Genomic DNA, 18,850 nt, shown 5'->3' on the forward strand with positions numbered 1-18,850 from the left:
AAAATTTTGTGCTTGTTGCCAAGCGGTTAAACTTAAAATTGTTTTATTGTTTTGTTTATTTCATCTTGAATTAATGAAGAAAATTCTTCAATACTCATTGATGTGTTTGTTTTTCCTGATTCGCCTTGTTTGCGTACTGAAACTTGGTTGTTTTTTTCTTCTTCTTCGCCAATGATCAACATGTACGGATACTTTTGTAATTCGGCTTCTCGAATTTTTTTACCTATTGTTTCGTTGCGGTCGTCAAGTTTAGCGCGAATTTCGTTATTTTCCAACAAAGTTAAAACTTTTTTTGCATAATTTTCATATTTCTCGCTTAAAGACAAGATAATAACTTGTTCTGGCATCAACCATAATGGGAAATGACCGCCAGTATGCTCTAATAAAATGGCAATAAATCGCTCCATTGAACCAAAGGGGGCACGGTGAATCATTACGGGGCGGTGCAATTTATCGTCTGCTCCTTTGTAGGTTAAATCAAAACGCTCGGGTAAATTGTAATCTACCTGAATGGTTCCTAACTGCCAGCTGCGTCCTAAAGCATCTTTCACCATGAAATCTAACTTTGGTCCGTAGAAAGCTGCTTCGCCCGATTCCACCACATAGTTTAAGCCTTTATCTTTTGCTGCGCTGATGATGGCATTTTCTGCTTTTTCCCAATTTTCTACCGACCCAATATATTTATCCGGATTGCTTAAATCGCGAACGGAAACTTGAGCGGTGAAGTTTTCAAAACCTAATGATCCAAATACGTAAAGTACCAAATCAATTACTTTTTTGAATTCTTCATCTAACTGATCGGGTGTACAAAATATATGGGCATCGTCTTGAGTGAAACCACGAACACGTGTTAAACCATGCAATTCACCTGATTGTTCGTATCTATAAACCGTTCCAAATTCTGCATAACGTTTTGGCAAATCTTTGTACGACCAAGGTTTTGCATTGTAAATTTCGCAGTGGTGCGGACAGTTCATTGGTTTTAATAAAAACTCTTCGCCTTCTGCCGGTGTGTGAATTGGTTGGAATGAATCAGCGCCATATTTTGCATAATGCCCTGACGTTACATACAATTCTTTTTGACCAATGTGCGGCGTTACAACTTGTTCATAACCTGCTTTCTTTTGTGCTTTGCGTAAAAATTGTTCCAAACGATCGCGCAATGCAGCACCTTTTGGCAGCCACAATGGCAATCCTTGCCCTACACGTTGCGAGAAATGAAACAATTCTAATTCTTTACCTAATTTACGGTGATCACGGCGTTTTGCCTCTTCGATCATTTCTAAATATTCGGTAAGTTCTTTTTGTTTTGGAAACGATATACCGTAAACACGCGTTAATTGCTTGTTCTTCTCATCACCGCGCCAATATGCACCTGCAACAGAAAGTATTTTTACGGCTTTAATGATTCCGGTGTTTGGAATGTGCCCTCCACGACACAAATCGGTGAAGGTTGCGTGGTCGCAAAAACTTATTGTGCCGTCTTCTAAATTCTGAATTAATTCGGTTTTATATTCGTTATCCTTATATAATTCTAATGCTTCTGCCTTTGTAGCAGATCGCATTTTAAATTCGTGTTTTTCCTTTGATATTGCTAAAATTCGATCTTCAATGGCTTTGAAATCATTGTCTGAGATTTTATTTGCACCAAAATCCACATCATAATAAAATCCGTTGTCAATTGCAGGGCCAATTGTTAATTTAATGCCCGGATACATCTCTTGCAAAGCTTGTGCCATAACGTGTGATGTAGAGTGCCAAAAAGCTTTTTTTCCGTCGGCATCGTTCCAAGTATATAACGTTAAACTACCATCGGTGGTTAAAGGCGTAACCGTTTCAACGGTTGTTCCGTTAAAATTTGCTGAAATTACGTTACGTGCTAAACCTTCGCTTATGCTTAAAGCGACTTCATGCGGTGTTACGCCTGAAGCGTATTCGCGCACCGAACCATCTGGTAATGTTATTTTAATCATTTTGCTTTTTAAATTTATCATGCAAATATACTAAAGAATTATTTTACCTTAACAAAAAATAGTAAGCTTTCATTATGAAATGTTATAGTTTTTGCTTTATTTCGTTGTTATAATGATTACAAAAGATTTGGTAGAAATTGTTCGGTATAAAAATCGTTTTAAAAACGATTGGGATTCCTTTGTTGATAATGCTGAAAATGGAACTTTTTTGTTTCATAGAGCTTTTATGGAATATCACAAAGACCGATTCGAAGATTTTTCGCTTATGCTTTTTTGCAAGGGCAGTTTAAAAGCCATTTTGCCCGCTAATGTCTTAGATAAAACGATATATTCACACCAAGGTTTAACTTTTGGTGGATTGCTAATTGCACCTCATTGCACCGATGAAACTCATGCATTTTTTTGGCAACATATTAAAGATTATCTTTCAGGGATGGGTTTTACCGATTTGATTATTAAAGAAATGCCAACGCCTTATCAAAGGCAAATGTGGAATGATGATTTAAGTCTTGATAGAAAATTAGTTCAGCAAACGAGTAATTTTCAAGTGAACCTTAATGATTTTAAAATTTCTAAAAGTAAATTAAAGCACTATCACCGTGCAGTAAAAAATAATTTTTTATTGGTGGAAGATGATGCGTTTGAACCTTTTTGGGAAGAAATTTTAGAACCTTTGTTAAAAGAGAAATATCTAACAAAACCTTTGCATTCGTTGGAAGAAATTACATCTTTAAAGAAAAAATTCCATAAAAATATCATTCAATGCAACCTTTATTATAAGGATGAAATTGTGGCAGGAATTACGTTGTTTGTACATGCCGGATTTATTGTTAAATCGCAATACGGTGCATCGTCAGCTTTAGGAAAAAAATTAAGAGCTATGGACTTTTTATTTATTGAACTCATCCATAAATTTAAAAAACTTAATTTTGCTTTTTTTGATATGGGTACCGCGACTGATGCCTCTTTTCCCGAGGGTATCAATCTTGGTTTAATGAATCAGAAAAAAGAATTGGGATGCCGTGCATATCCACAAAACATTTATCAAATTAGGCTATGATTCCTTATCTAAACATAAAAAAAATAAACCAGCCGTATCAGGAAGCTTTTTTATCAAAAACCAAACTTTTTTTTGATAAAGGGCATTATATTTTAGGTGATGAAGTGTTGAAATTTGAGCAGGAATTTGCAGCCTATTGCAAGGTGTCGCACTGCATTGGCGTTGGCAATGGCTTAGATGCTTTACTGTTAATTTTTAAAGCTTATATTGAACTAGGAGCTTTGCAACCGGGCGATGAAGTGATTGTGCCTGCAAATACCTATATTGCTTGTATTTTAGCCATACAAAATGCAGGTTTAACCCCGAAATTGGTCGATACTAATTTTTTAAATTATAATCTTACAATTGATGTGTTGCAGCAGCAAGTTACCCAAAATACCAAAGCGGTTTTGATGGTGCATTTATACGGACAAATCACCGATGCGTTGGCTATTCAAACATTTTGTAAAGATTTTGGATTGCTGCTAATAGAAGATGCAGCACAAGCACACGGCGCGGTGGCAAATGATAGAAAAGCCGGTGCTATTGGCAATGCGGCCGGATTTAGTTTTTATCCAGGCAAAAATTTAGGTTGTTTGGGCGATGGTGGTGCCATAACCACAAACAATGCACAACTTGCTGATTGTGTGCGCAGTTTGCGAAATTATGGTTCTGAATTAAAGTATCACAATATATATAAAGGTATCAATTCGCGGCTAGACGAATTACAAGCGGCTTTTTTGCGATTGAAATTACCAGATTTAGATTTTGATAACAAGAAAAGACAAGGCATCGCAAAACGATATTTAACAGAAATTATAAATCCGTTGGTTGTTTTGCCGTTTGTAAATGATTTTAGTGCGCATGTTTTTCATGTGTTCCCAGTGAGGGTAGAGCATCGGGCCGAGTTTCAGCAATATCTCATGGATCACAATATTCAAACGTTGATTCATTATCCTATTCCGCCTCATAAACAACAAGCAATGAGCGAATTAAATGATTTGCGTTTCCCGATTTCAGAGTTGGTTCACAAGCAAATTGTGAGTATTCCTCTGAACCCATCGCTAACGGTTGATGAGCAAGATTTTATAATTGAAAAAATGAATGGTTTTTAAATGGATGTGTATATAAAATCGTTTAATCGCCCGTATTTGCTGCATCGTACCATTGCCAGTATATATCATTTTTTACAACATTTCGATGCAAGAATTGTGGTTTTAGATGATGGAACACCTCAAAAATATTTAGATAAAATTGTAAATTTATTTCCAGAAGTAGAAGTTGTAAAATCGCCTTATTACAATCAAAAAAGTGCAGCTATTTCTTCAAATATAGTTCCGGAAAAAGTGATTCCTGCCAATTTTTGGAGAGATGAAGTTTTAAAAGGCAGTGAATATTTTATACTTTTAGAAGATGATATGTGGTTTACAACTCAGATAAATTACAAAGAATTCACTAAAAATGTGTATGATTCAAAAACAGATATGATTAAGTTTAGATGGTTAAAAAACAGCCTTTTAATCTCTGAAAATACAGTTGCGGAAAACAACTATTTTAACTTGGTTCAACCAACTGTTTTTACTAAAAATGTGTTTTTATTTGATGCAATCTTTAGAACCAATTTTTTAAAATTAGGAAGCATTACTCGAAGATTGGTATCTTTTGATAACGAGCTTTTAAAGTACTATCAATTATATTCTGTGGCCGGAGCTGTTTTTTCTAAGAGATATTACAAGGTTTGTTGGCAACAAAATCAAAGCGCTGTTGATGAGTTGAATCAAATTGCTCAACTTCTGAATAGTGGTATTTCGTTTAATGTAGGACACTCAAAGCAAGAAATTTTAAAAGCAACATATAAAACCACAGCAACACTCATGTCTAAAGAAAATTTGGGTGAAACGGTAGATATTTTTTTAGTAAATCGTATTTTAAATGAGGCGTGGTACCATGAAAAAACGTATGATATAGATGCCTTTTCTTCAGATTTGCCCTCCGCTTGGATTGAAAACAACCTAGCAGATGAAGCATTGATCGTAAATTGGCAGAATTGGTATAGAGTATTCAAAAAATCTTATACAGCTATTGGTTGTGAAATTTAATGAAAAATAGCAACACACATTATAAATCCCTATTTAAAGCTACAAGCTTGTTTGGTATTGTAGAGGTTATCCGTATGCTGTTAAAAGTAGTGGCAAATATTGGTGCGAGTTATTTTCTTGGTACGGCTAATTTTGGTTTGGTAGGCTTGATAGAAAATACCACGCAACTCATAAGTTCTATTACCAATTTTGGAATAAATTTTACAGGAATCAGGGAAGTTGCCGGTTTTAAAGATAAAAACAGTTTAGCGTTTCATAAAACATTAAAAATCATACATCTATTTTGCTTGTTCAGTGGTATTTTGGCGGCTGCTATCTCCATTTTAGGTGCCTATTATTTAAGTTTTTTAACGTTTGATTCGTATCAATACTATTTTTGGTTTGTTCTTTTAAGCATCTATTTCGTTTGCACAAGTGGCACTCAAAGTAAAATTATTTTTTTGGAAGGTACCCAAAACTTTAAAAAACTCATTCGAATCAATATCCTTGTAAATATTGTGAACACGCTTATTATTTTGGTAGCATATTACTATTTTAAAGTCAACGGAATTGTAATTGCCATGGTTGTTAACGCGTTTATAACATATTTGCTATACTACAAATTAAGCGGTGTGCAACGCGTTTCGGTCACAGTTACCAATAAAGAAATTAAAGCGCAGTTTAAGAAATTGATGCAATCGGGTGGATTATTGTCTGTGAATGTAGTTTTAGGATTTCTTTCCCTATATATCATTCGTTTGTATTTAAAAGAAATAGATTTAACGGTTTTAAGCTACTACAATGCCGGATTGATTATTTTGGTGTCCTATTTAGGAATTATTTTTATAGCAATCAGCAAATTTTTTTTTCCAAAACTCACTCAAGTTATTGAAGAAGAGGGTGATTTTAATTTATTGATAAACAATCAATTTGAAATTTGTTTATTACTTATTCTTCCTGCAATATTAGTGCTCTATCTATTAGGAGAATTTATAATAGGGATTTTGTTTTCGGCAGCATTCAAACCGGTTTATCAAATTCTTATTTTTGGACTTGCAGCCATTATTTTTAAAGGATTTAACTATTCCACCGGCTATTTATTTTTATCGAATAAAAACTGGAAACAGTATTTTTATATAAATGCAGTAAGCGATTTTTTAAATGTGATACTCACTATTTGGTTGTACCATAAAATGCAACTTTTTGGTATTGGTTTGGCGTTGCTTGTCAATTATTTTTTAGGAGCTGTTTATTGTTACTTCTACATCCGAAAAAAATATGCGTTTAGTTTAACAAAAGCCAATCAGTTTTTTTTGCTGTTTGCAGTTTGCGCCACAGCTCTTATTATTGTTTGTTTTTATACATTAAACCGACAATATTTTGATATTATTGCCTTGTTGTTTGTGATAATTTCGTTAATTTACAGTATTAAAAGGTTAGATGAATATTTACTAGATTCTAAAATTTTGAATAAAATAAAAGCATTATTTTGATTAGCAGATTGATACACTTTTTCAGCATTAACTGGTTTCAAACTTTAAGAATAAACTTAAAAGCCTTTGCTTTGAAAGATGCTTTGTTGTTTCCTGTGGTGGTGTATCGTGGCTTTAAAATTTTACAATTTGAAGGAAAAATTCAACTAATAGGAAAACCTCAATTTGGGTTGATTGGATTCGGACAATCCTATGAAATTTTTAAACGAAAAAGAGCAGTAGGCGAGGCGGTTCTAAATGGGGTTTTGCAAGTTCATGGAAAGGTTCAGTTTGGTATTGATACAAAATTATACATTAAATCAAATGCCCTTTTAAAATTAGGACACATCAATTCATTTGCCAGCAGAACAGAGATTATTTGCTATAAATGTATTACCATTGGCGATTGGGTGCAATTTGGAAGCGATTGTTTAATTACCGATACCAATTTTCATGCGATAAAAAATAGCACTACCCATGAAAAATTGTCAGTTGATAAAGAAATTACCATTGGTTCTTACAATTTTATAGGAGCTCGATCAACCATAAAAGGCAACACACACACAGAAGATAATTGCTTAGTTGGAACAAACTCTTTGCTGAATAAAGATTACCGTTCGTTTGGAAAAAACGTGCTGATTGGAGGTATTCCGGCAAAACTAATTAAAGAACATATTGTGCGCGATTGGGAAAGTGAAAAAGAAGCACTTGAAAAATATTTAACCATAAAACTATAAAATGAGCAAAATAATTACACTGCCAAAAATAAAAGATCCGCGAGGCAATTTATCAGTTATCGAGGGAAATACCATTCCGTTTGCAATCAATAGGGTATATTTTTTATACGATGTGCCGAGTGGTGCAGAGCGTGGCGGGCATGCTCATAAAAATCAACAAGAATTTATTATTGCTGTGGCGGGAAGTTTTCAAGTGGTGTTAAACAACGGATGGGAAGAAAAAGTATATCACTTATTTAAACCCAACGAAGGCTTGTATGTACCCGTGAATACATGGCGTGAATTGCGAAATTTCTCGGCGGGCGCAGTTTGCTTGGTTGTTTCGTCTGATGCTTTTGATGAAAACGATTACATCCGCGATTTTAATGAATTCAAGAGTTATTTAAGCAGATAAAATCGGCATTTCAATTCAATAATACAGAATTTCAGCAAATCAATCCAGCGTTTGTTTTTAAAAGATTGCTCCATGCTGTAATGAATGCGTTTTAGCAAAGCTTTGTGTTCTGCTTTGCTGGTGTTTCTGGTCAAAGATTCTTTAAAAATCTTTCGCAACGATTGATTAATTTTACGTGAAAATTCATCGTTTTTATAAAATTGATTGCCTAATGATTGTTTTAAATATCTTTTTTCTACCAAAAAGGCATCTAAAAAAGCAATTCTATACTTTTTTGAGAGGCGCAACCAATAATCCAAATCTTCAAAAAACAATTCTTCGTTGTAGCCATTTAAAAGCATAAAATGTTTTCGAGTAATCATAGAAGCTACGGAACACATGATGTTGCCACCGCCTAAAATTCTAAGATAATCGGTTTTAAAAAGTGCTTTATCAATTACTTTATTTTCATCATCTACTTCAAAAAAAGGTTTTGTGCGGTTCCCATTCTCATCAATGTGATAGGCGTTTCCATAAACAATTCCCACTTCTTCGGGTTGTTCCATAAAAAAAGCGACTTGTTTTTCTACACATTTTGGCAACAAACAGTCATCGGCAGATAAATCAATTAAAAAATTTCCGGCAGATTTTTTAACTCCAAAATTAAAAGCTTGGGTATTGCTGATTGTTTCGCTGCGTTTTATATACTTTATTTTGGGATGATTTTGAACAACTTCCTGAATTTCTTTTTCAGAATTGTCTGAACTTCCATTGTTAATTACAATTATTTCAATATTTTTATAAGTTTGATTCAACACCGAAAGCAATGCTTGTTGCACAAAAGCTTCGTGGTTAAAACAGATACAAATTACAGAAACAAGGGGTATCGACATATAAAAGTTTATTCTACAAATATATAAATTAAGAATTCAATTGAACACATTAAAAACCTTAATCATTGTAACAGATTTAACGCTGGGCGGCATTCAAAACTATGTGCGTGCTTCTGCAAATTTGTTAAAAGAAATGAATCATAAGGTTTTCATTATTGCGATTAATGAAGCATACAAGTTTAAAGATATTGAAACGATTAGTTTAAATAATTATTCTTCTTATAAAAAACCTTTGTTTATAAGCCAATTTATCAAAGAAAACGCAATTGATGTGGTTATGGATCATCGTACAAAATCAAACATTTTAAAGCAAAAAGTGTATGATTTTTTATTGCGAAAAACTCCAAAAATACAGTTTATCCACAGTGCACATTTTGATTTTTATTTTTATAGATGGAAGGTGTTGAACCAATTTGCTTATAAGCATACAACTGCTTTTGTGAGCGTTTCAAAATATATTGATCAATTGGTTTCAAAAGAAGTTACAGCTAAGCATCAAGTATTGTATCATTATTTTGATGATTTGGCGGTTCATCAAAACCAAGATAAAAAAGACATCCTTTTTGTAGGTAGGTTTGAAAATGATATAAAAGACCTTACTTTTTTGTTAGAAGCTTATCATTTATCGGAATTGCATGTACAAAACGTACAGTTTCACTTTGTGGGCAGTGGTAAAGATGCCGCACTAATCAAGCAGTTTGCAGCAAATCATAACTTAGAACAAAAAATTGTGGTACATGTAGCCACCAACGATATTGCTCCTTTTTATCAAAATGCAAAAGTAGTGGTTTTGGCAAGTCATTTTGAAGGTTTTCCGCTGGTTTTAATGGAAGCCTTGCACCATGCAACGCCTGTAATTACTACACCATTCAACAATTCTGTTTATGAATTAGTGAAGCATCAGCAAAACGGATTGATTGTGGAAAAACAGCTTGATATTTTCGCAGAATCGCTTCAAAAAATGTTTCACAACGAAGAACTCTACAATGAATTATTGAAGAATACCCAGTTCTTTAATGAAAAATTTTCTAAAGAAAATGCCATAAAGCAGTGGGATATGTTACTAAGAGATTTATTTTAAAATCGACTTACTAATGCCCCATTTTACTAATAATTGTTGCAATTTCACCAGTTTTTGTAGAATAAATGCCGGTGTTTTTAACAGCATACGCTTTCGCAAGGGTAAATTTCGCAATTGAATTTGTTGAACCAACGATTTGTAATTTTGGTAGTTTCCGTTCAATTTGCTGTGAAGTGCAGCAAAATAACGGTTCAAATCAAGATAGGCTTTTAATTTTTGATTGCTTTTCTCTGCTTCTTCAAACTTTTTAAAATTCAATCGATAGGTTAAATCTTCTGTTTTTTTTGATAAACTTTCTGCATCGTGCTTATAAATAGCCAAAATATTCCATGTAAAAACAATAGGGTAGTGCATACCAATCCGAATCCACAAATCGGTATCTTGTGCAATTTTTATAGTGGTGTCAAAATTTCCTACGTGTTCAAAAACCGATTTTTTAAACACGGCACAAGAGGTCCAAATTACACATTCTTTTTTACTGGCATCGAAGAAATTTACCACCAAATCTGTTTTAGAAGCATCAATTGAATAAAGCGAAGCAAACGTGTTCCACTTGGTTTCTACCTCAAAAGCGGCCGAAAAAACTTCGTAATCGCTGTATTTTTCAATTAAATCATTAAAAGTTTGCAAAAAATGCGGATACCAAAAATCATCTGCATCCAAAAAACAAATATAATTGGCATGTGCATTTTCCATACCGATATTTCTAGCTACCGAAACACCTTGATTTTCTTGGTGAATAAGTTGAATGCGCGCGTCGTTTATTTCATTCACCAATGCAACACTTTGGTCTGTGGAACCATCGTTTACAATAATGATTTCAAAATCTTGAAAGGTTTGATTCAAAACGCTTTTTAAAGTGTTTTGAATATACTTTTCTTTATTGTACAACGGAATGATGATGGAAAATCTAGGCATTTCGATTTAGTTTTATCAAATGATACAATTTATAAAAATCGAGTAATTTTAATGACGGTTGCGTGCTTATCAAATTTTTACGGATAAACGGCTCGGCTTTTTTTCCTACAAAATAAATCAACCAATTCATTACTTTAAACTTTTGCAATTTGCTGTAAAATGCCAATATTTTTATGAACGAATCATCAATTAATCCATTTTTTTTTAAAAACCATGCACTTTCTACACTAATTAAACTCTTTTCAATGAAAACTTCGTTGCTTTCTAAGCCTAAATGATAAACTTGATTGTTAATGTGGGTAATTTGGTGCGCATGTTTCATAAAATCAAAAGCAAAAAGCGTGTCTTCGTGCCCATAATTTTTAATAGTTTCATTAAATTGGATACTTAAAAACAGTTTTTTTTGCACTAAAAAATTGGCTGAAGAAAAATGGTGGTATGGATTTTTCTGTCGATCTACAGCACTTTTTGTTTCTCTTTTATGACCGTAACACCAACGCAAATATTCCTTTTTAGGAGGTTTTGCGTGTTCGTAACAAATGCCACCAACCACAAGATGCCTCTCGTTTGAAATCTCATTTACATAGGATTCAATAAAATTTTGATGCACCGGCAACACATCGGCATCAAGAAAAAGTAAATAAGCAAAAGCAGCATTTTGCGCCAATAAATTGCGAATGCTGCTTCTTCCAATATTTTGATTTAAAACACGATACGAACAATAAGTAAAACGGTTTATTTCTTCATTTTCAGTCAGATATAAAGACGAAGCATCATCTAAAACAAGTATTTCAAAGGTAATCTGCGCTTCCACACACTGCTTATAAATTTCTTTAACAAGCGAAACCGTATTGAAATTAAAAGTAGGTATGAGTACAGATAGCATTAAATGGTTTTTTGAACAACCTCGAAAACTTTACCTTCGTCGCATTTTAATGTTTTTGCCGGATATTTTAACAGCAATGCATAATCGTGCGTAGCCATTAAAATAGTTCTACCGTTTTCATTAATTTTTTGCAGTACTTCCATTACTTCCACACTTGTTTGCGGGTCTAAATTTCCTGTTGGTTCATCGGCTAAAATCAATTCAGGGTCATTTAGAAGTGCACGCGCAATTGCCACACGTTGCTGCTCGCCACCCGAAATTTGATGCGGCATCTTTTTTAAATGTTGCAACATTCCCACACGGTCTAAAACATCTTCGATTCGTGCATTCATATCATTTTCATTAGTCCAGCCGGTTGCTTTCAACACAAACAAAAGGTTTTGGTGCACATTGCGGTCTGGCAACAATTTAAAATCTTGGAAAACAATACCCAATTTGCGTCTTAAAAAAGGAATATCGCTTTGTTTTAATGAACGCAAATCGTAATCAACAATCACACCTTCTCCTTGTTTCAAGTGTAAATCGGCATAAAGGGTTTTCATTAAACTACTTTTTCCCGAACCTGTTTTACCAATCAGGTAAATAAATTCGCCTTTTTGAATATCGATATTCACATCGGTTAAAATAGGTTCTTCTTCTTGAAAAATGGCTGCGTTTTGTAGTTTTAATATAGATGTTGACATAGATTTTTTTTGTAAAAATATCAAAAGTTACGGGTTAATAAAAATTCCATCGGAAAATATGTACTTTATCATCTTTTTTTAGAAAAAGTAATTCCAATTTTGGCTGTTAAAAATTGATAGTTATTCATGTATTTCTCCCAATTTGGAGTTGTTTCGGTTTGCATTTTATGTAAGGAATATTTCATGCCAAATGTAAAATAGGAATTGGTTCCAATTTTATGCAAGTAATCTACTCCTAAACCTAAACCATCGCTTTCTGAATTCAGCTCTTTGCCAAAACCATTGCTCGTATATTGTGATTTGTCATACGAAATATAAGGTTCTAATATACTTTGTTCGTTTATAGGTTGATAAAAACTTGCATACAAACCGGGTGTGAATACGGTGGTTTTTTCAAAATATCCAAAATAGTTGTTGTTTTTAACCATCATTCTTTGAAAGCCTAAATGCGCCCCAACCGTAAATCGATGGTAGCTGATGATTGCCAAACGTCCTTGAAGCGACGGAAATGCAAACTTGTGTGCATCGCCCATCATACTATTATTGGGTGCTAGATTTGAAAAGCCCAACGTCATTTGAAAAGTGTCGAAAAAATCAATACTCGAATTTTTTTCGTTCTGAGAAAAACCTGAAAACGAAATCAATAAGCAGTATAAAGAAACCATTTTTTTCATAACGAATAATTTAAAGTACCTAAATTCACATAGTAATTATTCGTATTGTAATTGGATATATATCCAAAATAACGGTAGTCATTATTATGCGTAATTCTGATTACATATACATTTGTTTCTTCATTTCGAGGAATGGAAAAACTGATGGTTCCAGAAGCATCGGTTTTGGTTTTTGAAACACTGATCCACTTGCTGTTTATATTTATTTCGCTGGGATACAGAGCCGTTATTGATCCATTTGTAGGTTGATTGTACACAGGATATACATTGACTTCTACGCCCTGTAAAGGTGCATTGTTATAAATCAGTTTTCCTTCAACAATAATTCGAGTATCGCCGTCGTAAATATCTGTGGTACAACCTATAAAAGTTGTGGCTAAAAAAAGTAGAGCTATTTTTTTCATAAGTTTTCATTTAATTCTAAACGCATTGCAAAACATATAGTTGCATTTTCGTGGATATAAAAATAAAATTCTTTTTCGGTTTTGCAACAATAAATAGCAGCTTTTTGATTAAATGTTAATTCTTTTAAGTAATTCAGGTCAATTGATTTAATTTTTGCATGCTGATGAATTTCAATAGACAAACAATCCAAACACCATTCGATATATTTTACATTGTTCACGTGATTTAAAGCATCTAAATCGGAATAAACCACTGTGTGTTCTGCGATTAATTGGGCAGATTTTGAAAGATCTATTTTTGCAAAAGATTGCTTTGTTGGTTTTTTGTTGGGAAATTTCTCTAAATGCGAATGATCAATTAAAATGGCTTCGGGTCTGCGTTTTTTCGGTATTCACACACACCCACAAACTGTTGATACCTATAATTTTTTTTTCGTTAAGAAACACTTCAAAATCGCGGATCGATTTGATACCGGCTAATGTTTCAATCCAAGTTTCCATTTCAATTGTTTCGTGCCATTGTGGTAAATTTTCCACTTCGATACGCATACTGCTCAGCACCCACGCTTGATGGTTTTTCTGCATATCAAAATAACTCATGCCGCCCAAATCGGAATGTTTGCCAGCAAGTGCTTGCAAAATGTTCATTAAATCGGTAAACCTGATTTTGGAATTTACCGAGCATTTATCAATGGTAACGTGACAAGTTCCTTTGAAAATCGATGAAAATTTATTGGGTAATTGCATGTATGTGTTTTATAATATGTTGCACAGATTCTTGATACGAAAACCATTTTGCATCTTCGTTTCGTTTAAACCAAGTTAGTTGTCTTTTGGCAAATCGGCGGGTATTTTTCTTAATTTCTTCAATTGCATCATTCAAAGAAATTTTTTCATCAAGATAATCAAATAATTCCCGATAACCAACCGTTTGCAAAGCGTTTAATTGTTGGTATTCCTTTAAACCAGCCACTTCGTGTAGCAACCCATTTTGCATCATTGCATCAACGCGTTGGTTGATACGTTGGTACATTATTTCTCGCGGGGCTTCTAAACCAATCACAATAGGAACAAAATTTCTTGCTTTTTTAGGTTGATTTAAAAACGAAGAGTAAGGTGCTTGTGCTGCGATTGATACCCCGATAAAACGTTTCATGCGCTGTTGGTTTTGCAACGTTTGCGGATTGTTTTCGTTTAAAAAATGGAAATAATCGGGATCTAATTGCTGCAAGGTTTTCTGTAAATATTCAAAACCATGCGTATTGTAATTTTGGTCGATTTCGGCTTTTATTTCATTGGAAACTTCCGGAAAATCATCAAATCCTTTTAATATGGCATCGACATACAAACCAGAACCTCCCACCACAATTTGTATATGGTTTTGGATGAATAATTCATCTAACAATGCCAAAGCTTCTTTTTCGTAATCGCCCACATTGTAATCTTCGGTAATTGATTTATTTTGAATGAAATAGTGCGGTGCTTGTGCTAATTCTTCTTTGGTAGGAACGGCAGTACCAATGGTCATTTCTTTAAAAAACTGTCGGCTATCACACGATACAATAGCACAATTAAAATGATTTGCCAGTTTTATGGATAACGCGGTTTTGCCAATTGCAGTGGCACCAATGATTACAATTAAGTAGTTAGTTGTTGATTTTAACTGCTCCATCTATAAATTTTTCGCCGCAATTGTAGCAAAAATTAGCATATTCGTTATAAATATACATTTTGCAACGCGGACAATTTTTCTGATCTTTTTTACCTTTTCTATTTTTTGCCAATTCAGCGGTTACAATTCCAGTTGGCACTGCAATGATTCCATAACCCATAATCATGATGAACGATGCAATTGCTTTACCAACAGGCGTGATAGGGGCAATATCGCCATAGCCAACCGTTGTCATGGTTACAATACACCAATAAATGCTGTTTGGAATATTGGTAAAACCATTGTGGCGGCCTTCTACAATGTACATTATTGTTCCTAAAATTATAGACATAACAAAAATAAAATACACAAAAACAATGATTTTACTCATGCTGGCACGCAACGATTCTTTAATATGCGAAGATTGATTTAAGAATGGAATTAAATCTAAAATTGCAAACAATCGCAGTAATCTTAACGAGCGAATTACAGTTAGCGCTTCGGATCCGGGTATAAAAAAACTTAAATACATGGGCAAAAGTGATATTAAGTCAACAAATCCATAGAAACTAAAAATGTAATTGAGTGGTTTTTTGTTACTAATGATGCGCAATATGTATTCGATAGAAAAAAATATGGTGATGATCCATTCACTTATTACAAAAAAATCGTGGTAAAGCTCATCATATCTAATGATACTTGCCATCATAATCAATACCACACTAAGCAAAATGATCACCAACAGCAATAAATCAAATGTTTTTCCTGCTAATGTGCTTGTGCCATAGATAATAATGTAGATTTTCTGACGAAGAATTTCGTATTTGCTTTTTACTTGTTTCATTCCTAGAACGATAGCAGTTTATAATCTTTTTTTGTGTAAAGATAATGTTTTATAATGTTTAAGACATCTTTGGTGTAAACCAGTTGAATTAATTTTTTTTGCAACACATCGGTATTCAATACTTGATAATTTAAATCAAAAAAACAATAGCCTTTAAAAATACCATTCTCAATAACCACTACACTTTTTTCGTTTATAGTTCTTCCTTTTAAAATAATGATTTTTTTATTCCACAGCAATTCATTTTTACTCAATAAATCGTTAAATAGCGTATTGTGCATATCAGTGGGATAGTTGATTTGTTCGGAAGCTGAAAGGGCGTTTTGAACCTGTTCTACAATTTCGTTTTCTTGATACAAATCGTTGATAAATTGTACGGCATTTTTTTGGGTTTTGAACGATTGTATGGCTTTCTTACGACCGTTTGATTTTTGAATTTTCAATGTTTCGTAACCACTGTCTAATTTTTCTTGATACACTGCCCACAAATAAGGCGATTTTCGTTGTGTGATATTTAATACCGGTTTGTTGTGCAACAGCTCTTCCCGTTCTTTCAGTAAAGCGATTAATTCGTTGCCTGTTTCTTCAAATGTAACGGTGTAAACTTCTTTTTGAATGCGTTTGGCAATTTTAGAATCGGCAGTAAAAATTTGATTGAGCTTTTTACGGATATTGTTGCTTTTGCCGATATAAATAATATTTCCTTTATCGTTGTGCACATAAAAAATACCTACAGTGGAAGGAATATTTTGTAAAATATCGAACAATTTTGGTGAAATACCTTGATGTTGCTCGTTTTTAATTTGTTGTTTCACAATTTGTTTGTCCAAATCTTTATCAAGCAATAACTTGAACAATTTCAACGTAGCCATTGCATCACCGCTTGCTCTGTGACGATCAGCAATAGGAATTCCCAACGAGCGAACCAATTTACCCAAGCTATACGCTTGTGCATCGGGCAACAAAATTTTTGACATTTCTACGGTACACAACGTAGGTTTCTGAAAATTATAGCCCAATCGATCAAATTCTAATTTTAGAACCCGATAATCAAAAGATGCGTTGTGTGCCACAATGATACAACCTTCGGTTATCTCAATGATGCGTTTGGCAACCTCAAAAAACTTTGGTGCCTGGCGCAACATGGCATTATTTATACCGGTAAGTTTCACAACAAACGGCTGAATGGGAATCTCGGGGTTAACCAGGCTTATGAACTGATCTATAATTTCAACACCGTCAAACTTATAAATGGCAATTTCGGTAATGCCCTCTTTATTAAATTGTCCGCCGGTGGTTTCTATATCTATAATTGCGTACATTCTTGAATGTCAATGTCAATTTCAATGTCAAAAATCAATTTCAATAACAAATACAATTAATGATAATATTAAGTACAATTTTTAAAATTGAAATTTGCTATTGCTATTGCTATTGTATTTGCTATTGTATTTGCTATTGTATTTGCTATTGTATTTGCTATTGTATTTGTTATTGTATTTGTTATTGTATTTGCTATTGTTATTGCTATTGTTATTGTATTTGCTATTGTATTTGCTATTGTATTTGCTATTGTATTTTTATTGAAAAACTATTTTTTATTAATTATCATTTTCGAAGCAATTGCTATTAACTCTTCAACTTCGTTTAAAAGCAAATTTCGAACATTTTTATCGCCTTCTTGTATATAATTTAAAATTTTTAAAGAATTTCTAGATTCTTTTAATTCTTTTACAGATAAACTAACCTTAAAAATAAAATCTTTGCCAGTATTTGTTCCTTGGGCTTCACCAAAATTTAAAGCAGCACTTCCAGATGAACGGATTAATTGATTTTTATAATACTCGTTCTCGTAACTTTTATCTAAATTTCGAGTAAAAAAAATACATTCCCCAGCAAATCGAACCAAACGATCTTCAAAGTTGAAAATTTTATTTTCAAAAACGCTTTTTATTTCCATCTTTTTAAAGAATAATATTTTGAACCTGCAATTACTATTATCGTTTACGAAAATACGACTGGTTTCTTAAAGGCTAAAATACGAAAAATGTTAGTGGTATTAAAAATGATTTTTTTTCTAACAAATTCTTTAATCTACATAAAAAAATGAAATACGTTCAGCTACTTTATTATCTTTTAAATAAACTTGTCTTAATCTATAATGAGTACTAGAAGGTGATTCAGAGTATTGTAAGGCATCGATATCATTTTGTGGATTCCATTCAACAATTGGATTATCAATTATTTTTAAAACTTCTTCTTTTGTCATTCCTTTTTTAATTTTCAAAAATTTTTTATGAGAATAATTTTCTGAAAATTTTGTTTCTTCAACAAGAAGTGTATTCAGTAGAAGTCCGGAGTATCCATCAAGCTTTAAAACTGGAATCAATTGTTTTAAAGCAAAAAGGAATATTACAGTAAGTAAAATACTTAAAACAAAATTTTTAATTTTTTTCATCTGGTGAATATTTGAATTATCTTTCCCCAAAAATACTGCTTCCAATGCGAACAATCGTACTTCCGCATTCAATAGCAATCTCATAGTCGCCGCTCATTCCCATAGAAAGTTGCTGGAAATGACAATTGGGTAATTGGTAAGGTTGTAAATAATCGAAAATATCTTTTAATGATTGAAATTCTGAACGAATTTTATCCTGATTTTCTGTAAAAGATGCCATTCCCATTAAACCGATTACTTTGATGTGTTCTAACGATTTAAATTCTTCTGAATGAATCAATTGCAACAATTCATCGTGTGCCAAACCAAATTTTGATTCTTCGGTGGCTATATATACTTGTAATAAACAGTGGATGGTTCTTCGCCATTTTTTTGCTTGTTTGTTGATCTCTTTCAACAGTTTTAAACTGTCCACGCCGTGAATTAAGCTTACGTAAGGTGCCATGTATTTTACCTTGTTGGTTTGCACGTGGCCAATCATGTGCCATTGGATGTCTTTTGGCATTTGTTGCCATTTTTCGGTCATTTCCTGAATTTTGTTTTCGCCAAAAATCCGCTGACCTGCATTATAGGCTTCCATCAAATCGGCAACAGGTTTTGTTTTTGAAACAGCTACCAAATGAACATGTTCTGGTAAAGTATCTTTTATATTTTGTAAGTTTTCAGCTATATTCATTTTTTTACCA

At 33.2% G+C, this 18,850-nt stretch carries 22 protein-coding genes; 7 read left to right on the forward strand and 15 right to left on the reverse strand.

Translation table 11 applies throughout. The annotated features are described in order from the left end of the window. Window positions 1-32 precede the first annotated feature (32 nt). Window positions 33-1,973 carry a threonine--tRNA ligase gene (thrS, locus tag MG290_RS02035; protein WP_257498852.1) on the reverse strand — a complete coding sequence of 647 codons (1,941 nt, stop codon included), beginning with the start codon at window positions 1,971-1,973 and terminating at the stop codon, window positions 33-35. A gap of 112 nt (window positions 1,974-2,085) precedes the next feature. Between thrS and MG290_RS02040 the strand changes: the two genes are divergently transcribed. The 6 genes from MG290_RS02040 to MG290_RS02065 all read left to right on the forward strand — a co-directional run bounded on the left by MG290_RS02040 (window position 2,086) and on the right by MG290_RS02065 (window position 7,693). Then, on the forward strand, window positions 2,086-3,033 hold the full coding sequence (locus MG290_RS02040) for a FemAB family protein (protein ID WP_264562256.1): 948 nt from the start codon (window positions 2,086-2,088) through the stop codon (window positions 3,031-3,033). Then, entirely contained in the window at window positions 3,030-4,127 is a 1,098-nt protein-coding gene (locus MG290_RS02045) for a DegT/DnrJ/EryC1/StrS family aminotransferase (RefSeq protein ID WP_264562257.1), read from the forward strand. Before MG290_RS02040 ends, MG290_RS02045 begins: the two co-directional genes overlap by 4 nt. After that, window positions 4,128-5,111, forward strand: coding sequence for a glycosyltransferase family 2 protein (locus MG290_RS02050; RefSeq protein ID WP_264562258.1), 984 nt, complete (start codon window positions 4,128-4,130; stop codon window positions 5,109-5,111). Beyond that, the gene (locus MG290_RS02055) at window positions 5,111-6,583 is read left to right on the forward strand and encodes a lipid II flippase MurJ (protein ID WP_264562259.1); all 1,473 of its coding nucleotides are present in this window, start codon (window positions 5,111-5,113) and stop codon (window positions 6,581-6,583) included. Before MG290_RS02050 ends, MG290_RS02055 begins: the two co-directional genes overlap by 1 nt. 71 nt (window positions 6,584-6,654) lie before the next feature. Beyond that, window positions 6,655-7,299, forward strand: a complete 645-nt coding sequence (locus MG290_RS02060; protein ID WP_264562260.1) for a hypothetical protein — start codon at window positions 6,655-6,657, stop codon at window positions 7,297-7,299. A gap of 1 nt (window position 7,300) precedes the next feature. Next, complete coding sequence (locus tag MG290_RS02065; protein ID WP_264562261.1) at window positions 7,301-7,693, forward strand: sugar 3,4-ketoisomerase; 393 nt, start codon at window positions 7,301-7,303, stop codon at window positions 7,691-7,693. Here MG290_RS02065 and MG290_RS02070 read toward each other — a convergent pair. After that, entirely contained in the window at window positions 7,678-8,565 is an 888-nt protein-coding gene (locus MG290_RS02070; protein WP_264562262.1) for a glycosyltransferase, read from the reverse strand. The genes MG290_RS02065 and MG290_RS02070 overlap by 16 nt on opposite strands. 40 nt (window positions 8,566-8,605) lie before the next feature. Between MG290_RS02070 and MG290_RS02075 the strand changes: the two genes are divergently transcribed. Continuing rightward, complete coding sequence (locus MG290_RS02075) at window positions 8,606-9,646, forward strand: glycosyltransferase (protein WP_264562263.1); 1,041 nt, start codon at window positions 8,606-8,608, stop codon at window positions 9,644-9,646. Here MG290_RS02075 and MG290_RS02080 read toward each other — a convergent pair. From MG290_RS02080 to MG290_RS02140, 13 genes are all read right to left on the reverse strand, one after another. Continuing rightward, entirely contained in the window at window positions 9,638-10,564 is a 927-nt protein-coding gene (locus MG290_RS02080) for a glycosyltransferase family 2 protein (RefSeq protein ID WP_264562264.1), read from the reverse strand. The genes MG290_RS02075 and MG290_RS02080 overlap by 9 nt on opposite strands. After that, window positions 10,557-11,450 carry a glycosyltransferase family 2 protein gene (locus MG290_RS02085; protein ID WP_264562265.1) on the reverse strand — a complete coding sequence of 298 codons (894 nt, stop codon included), beginning with the start codon at window positions 11,448-11,450 and terminating at the stop codon, window positions 10,557-10,559. Before MG290_RS02085 ends, MG290_RS02080 begins: the two co-directional genes overlap by 8 nt. After that, entirely contained in the window at window positions 11,450-12,133 is a 684-nt protein-coding gene (locus MG290_RS02090; RefSeq protein WP_264562266.1) for a cell division ATP-binding protein FtsE, read from the reverse strand. The genes MG290_RS02085 and MG290_RS02090 overlap by 1 nt, the downstream gene beginning before the upstream one ends. Before the next feature lie 68 nt (window positions 12,134-12,201). Beyond that, window positions 12,202-12,807: a hypothetical protein gene (locus tag MG290_RS02095; protein WP_264562267.1), complete on the reverse strand. Its 606-nt coding sequence runs from the start codon at window positions 12,805-12,807 to the stop codon at window positions 12,202-12,204. Beyond that, window positions 12,804-13,211 carry a hypothetical protein gene (locus MG290_RS02100; protein ID WP_264562268.1) on the reverse strand — a complete coding sequence of 136 codons (408 nt, stop codon included), beginning with the start codon at window positions 13,209-13,211 and terminating at the stop codon, window positions 12,804-12,806. Before MG290_RS02100 ends, MG290_RS02095 begins: the two co-directional genes overlap by 4 nt. Continuing rightward, the gene (locus MG290_RS02105; protein WP_336297993.1) at window positions 13,208-13,603 is read right to left on the reverse strand and encodes a hypothetical protein; all 396 of its coding nucleotides are present in this window, start codon (window positions 13,601-13,603) and stop codon (window positions 13,208-13,210) included. Before MG290_RS02105 ends, MG290_RS02100 begins: the two co-directional genes overlap by 4 nt. Beyond that, window positions 13,566-13,958 (reverse strand): acyl-ACP thioesterase domain-containing protein, encoded by a 393-nt coding sequence (locus tag MG290_RS02110; protein ID WP_272585988.1) that lies wholly within the window; start codon window positions 13,956-13,958, stop codon window positions 13,566-13,568. Before MG290_RS02110 ends, MG290_RS02105 begins: the two co-directional genes overlap by 38 nt. After that, window positions 13,942-14,883 carry a tRNA (adenosine(37)-N6)-dimethylallyltransferase MiaA gene (gene miaA / locus MG290_RS02115; RefSeq protein WP_264562270.1) on the reverse strand — a complete coding sequence of 314 codons (942 nt, stop codon included), beginning with the start codon at window positions 14,881-14,883 and terminating at the stop codon, window positions 13,942-13,944. The genes MG290_RS02110 and miaA overlap by 17 nt, the downstream gene beginning before the upstream one ends. Next, the gene (locus MG290_RS02120; protein ID WP_264562271.1) at window positions 14,858-15,706 is read right to left on the reverse strand and encodes an ion transporter; all 849 of its coding nucleotides are present in this window, start codon (window positions 15,704-15,706) and stop codon (window positions 14,858-14,860) included. Before MG290_RS02120 ends, miaA begins: the two co-directional genes overlap by 26 nt. Window positions 15,707-15,708: 2 nt before the next feature. Continuing rightward, window positions 15,709-17,028, reverse strand: coding sequence for an exonuclease domain-containing protein (locus tag MG290_RS02125; protein ID WP_264562272.1), 1,320 nt, complete (start codon window positions 17,026-17,028; stop codon window positions 15,709-15,711). Between the two features lie 269 nt (window positions 17,029-17,297). Then, a complete protein-coding gene (locus MG290_RS02130; RefSeq protein WP_264562273.1) occupies window positions 17,298-17,666 on the reverse strand; it encodes a four helix bundle protein in 369 nt (122 codons plus the stop codon). 129 nt (window positions 17,667-17,795) lie between these two features. Then, window positions 17,796-18,164, reverse strand: coding sequence for a hypothetical protein (locus MG290_RS02135; RefSeq protein WP_264562274.1), 369 nt, complete (start codon window positions 18,162-18,164; stop codon window positions 17,796-17,798). 16 nt (window positions 18,165-18,180) lie between these two features. Further along, a complete protein-coding gene (locus tag MG290_RS02140) occupies window positions 18,181-18,840 on the reverse strand; it encodes a YggS family pyridoxal phosphate-dependent enzyme (RefSeq protein ID WP_264562275.1) in 660 nt (219 codons plus the stop codon). Between the last annotated feature and the right edge of the window lie 10 nt (window positions 18,841-18,850).

Source organism: Flavobacterium sp. CBA20B-1 (genome assembly GCF_028473145.1).
Lineage (GTDB): Bacteria > Bacteroidota > Bacteroidia > Flavobacteriales > Flavobacteriaceae > Flavobacterium.

Coding starts and splice junctions, on each gene's coding strand:
- thrS (WP_257498852.1), bottom strand. CDS start 1,973: ATGATTAAAATAACATTACCAGATGGTTCGGTGCGCGAATACGCTTCA.
- MG290_RS02040 (WP_264562256.1), top strand. CDS start 2,086: ATGATTACAAAAGATTTGGTAGAAATTGTTCGGTATAAAAATCGTTTT.
- MG290_RS02045 (WP_264562257.1), top strand. CDS start 3,030: ATGATTCCTTATCTAAACATAAAAAAAATAAACCAGCCGTATCAGGAA.
- MG290_RS02050 (WP_264562258.1), top strand. CDS start 4,128: ATGGATGTGTATATAAAATCGTTTAATCGCCCGTATTTGCTGCATCGT.
- MG290_RS02055 (WP_264562259.1), top strand. CDS start 5,111: ATGAAAAATAGCAACACACATTATAAATCCCTATTTAAAGCTACAAGC.
- MG290_RS02065 (WP_264562261.1), top strand. CDS start 7,301: ATGAGCAAAATAATTACACTGCCAAAAATAAAAGATCCGCGAGGCAAT.
- MG290_RS02070 (WP_264562262.1), bottom strand. CDS start 8,565: ATGTCGATACCCCTTGTTTCTGTAATTTGTATCTGTTTTAACCACGAA.
- MG290_RS02080 (WP_264562264.1), bottom strand. CDS start 10,564: ATGCCTAGATTTTCCATCATCATTCCGTTGTACAATAAAGAAAAGTAT.
- MG290_RS02085 (WP_264562265.1), bottom strand. CDS start 11,450: ATGCTATCTGTACTCATACCTACTTTTAATTTCAATACGGTTTCGCTT.
- MG290_RS02090 (WP_264562266.1), bottom strand. CDS start 12,133: ATGTCAACATCTATATTAAAACTACAAAACGCAGCCATTTTTCAAGAA.
- MG290_RS02095 (WP_264562267.1), bottom strand. CDS start 12,807: ATGAAAAAAATGGTTTCTTTATACTGCTTATTGATTTCGTTTTCAGGT.
- MG290_RS02100 (WP_264562268.1), bottom strand. CDS start 13,211: ATGAAAAAAATAGCTCTACTTTTTTTAGCCACAACTTTTATAGGTTGT.
- MG290_RS02110 (WP_272585988.1), bottom strand. CDS start 13,958: ATGCAATTACCCAATAAATTTTCATCGATTTTCAAAGGAACTTGTCAC.
- miaA (WP_264562270.1), bottom strand. CDS start 14,883: ATGGAGCAGTTAAAATCAACAACTAACTACTTAATTGTAATCATTGGT.
- MG290_RS02120 (WP_264562271.1), bottom strand. CDS start 15,706: ATGAAACAAGTAAAAAGCAAATACGAAATTCTTCGTCAGAAAATCTAC.
- MG290_RS02125 (WP_264562272.1), bottom strand. CDS start 17,028: ATGTACGCAATTATAGATATAGAAACCACCGGCGGACAATTTAATAAA.
- MG290_RS02130 (WP_264562273.1), bottom strand. CDS start 17,666: ATGGAAATAAAAAGCGTTTTTGAAAATAAAATTTTCAACTTTGAAGAT.
- MG290_RS02135 (WP_264562274.1), bottom strand. CDS start 18,164: ATGAAAAAAATTAAAAATTTTGTTTTAAGTATTTTACTTACTGTAATA.
- MG290_RS02140 (WP_264562275.1), bottom strand. CDS start 18,840: ATGAATATAGCTGAAAACTTACAAAATATAAAAGATACTTTACCAGAA.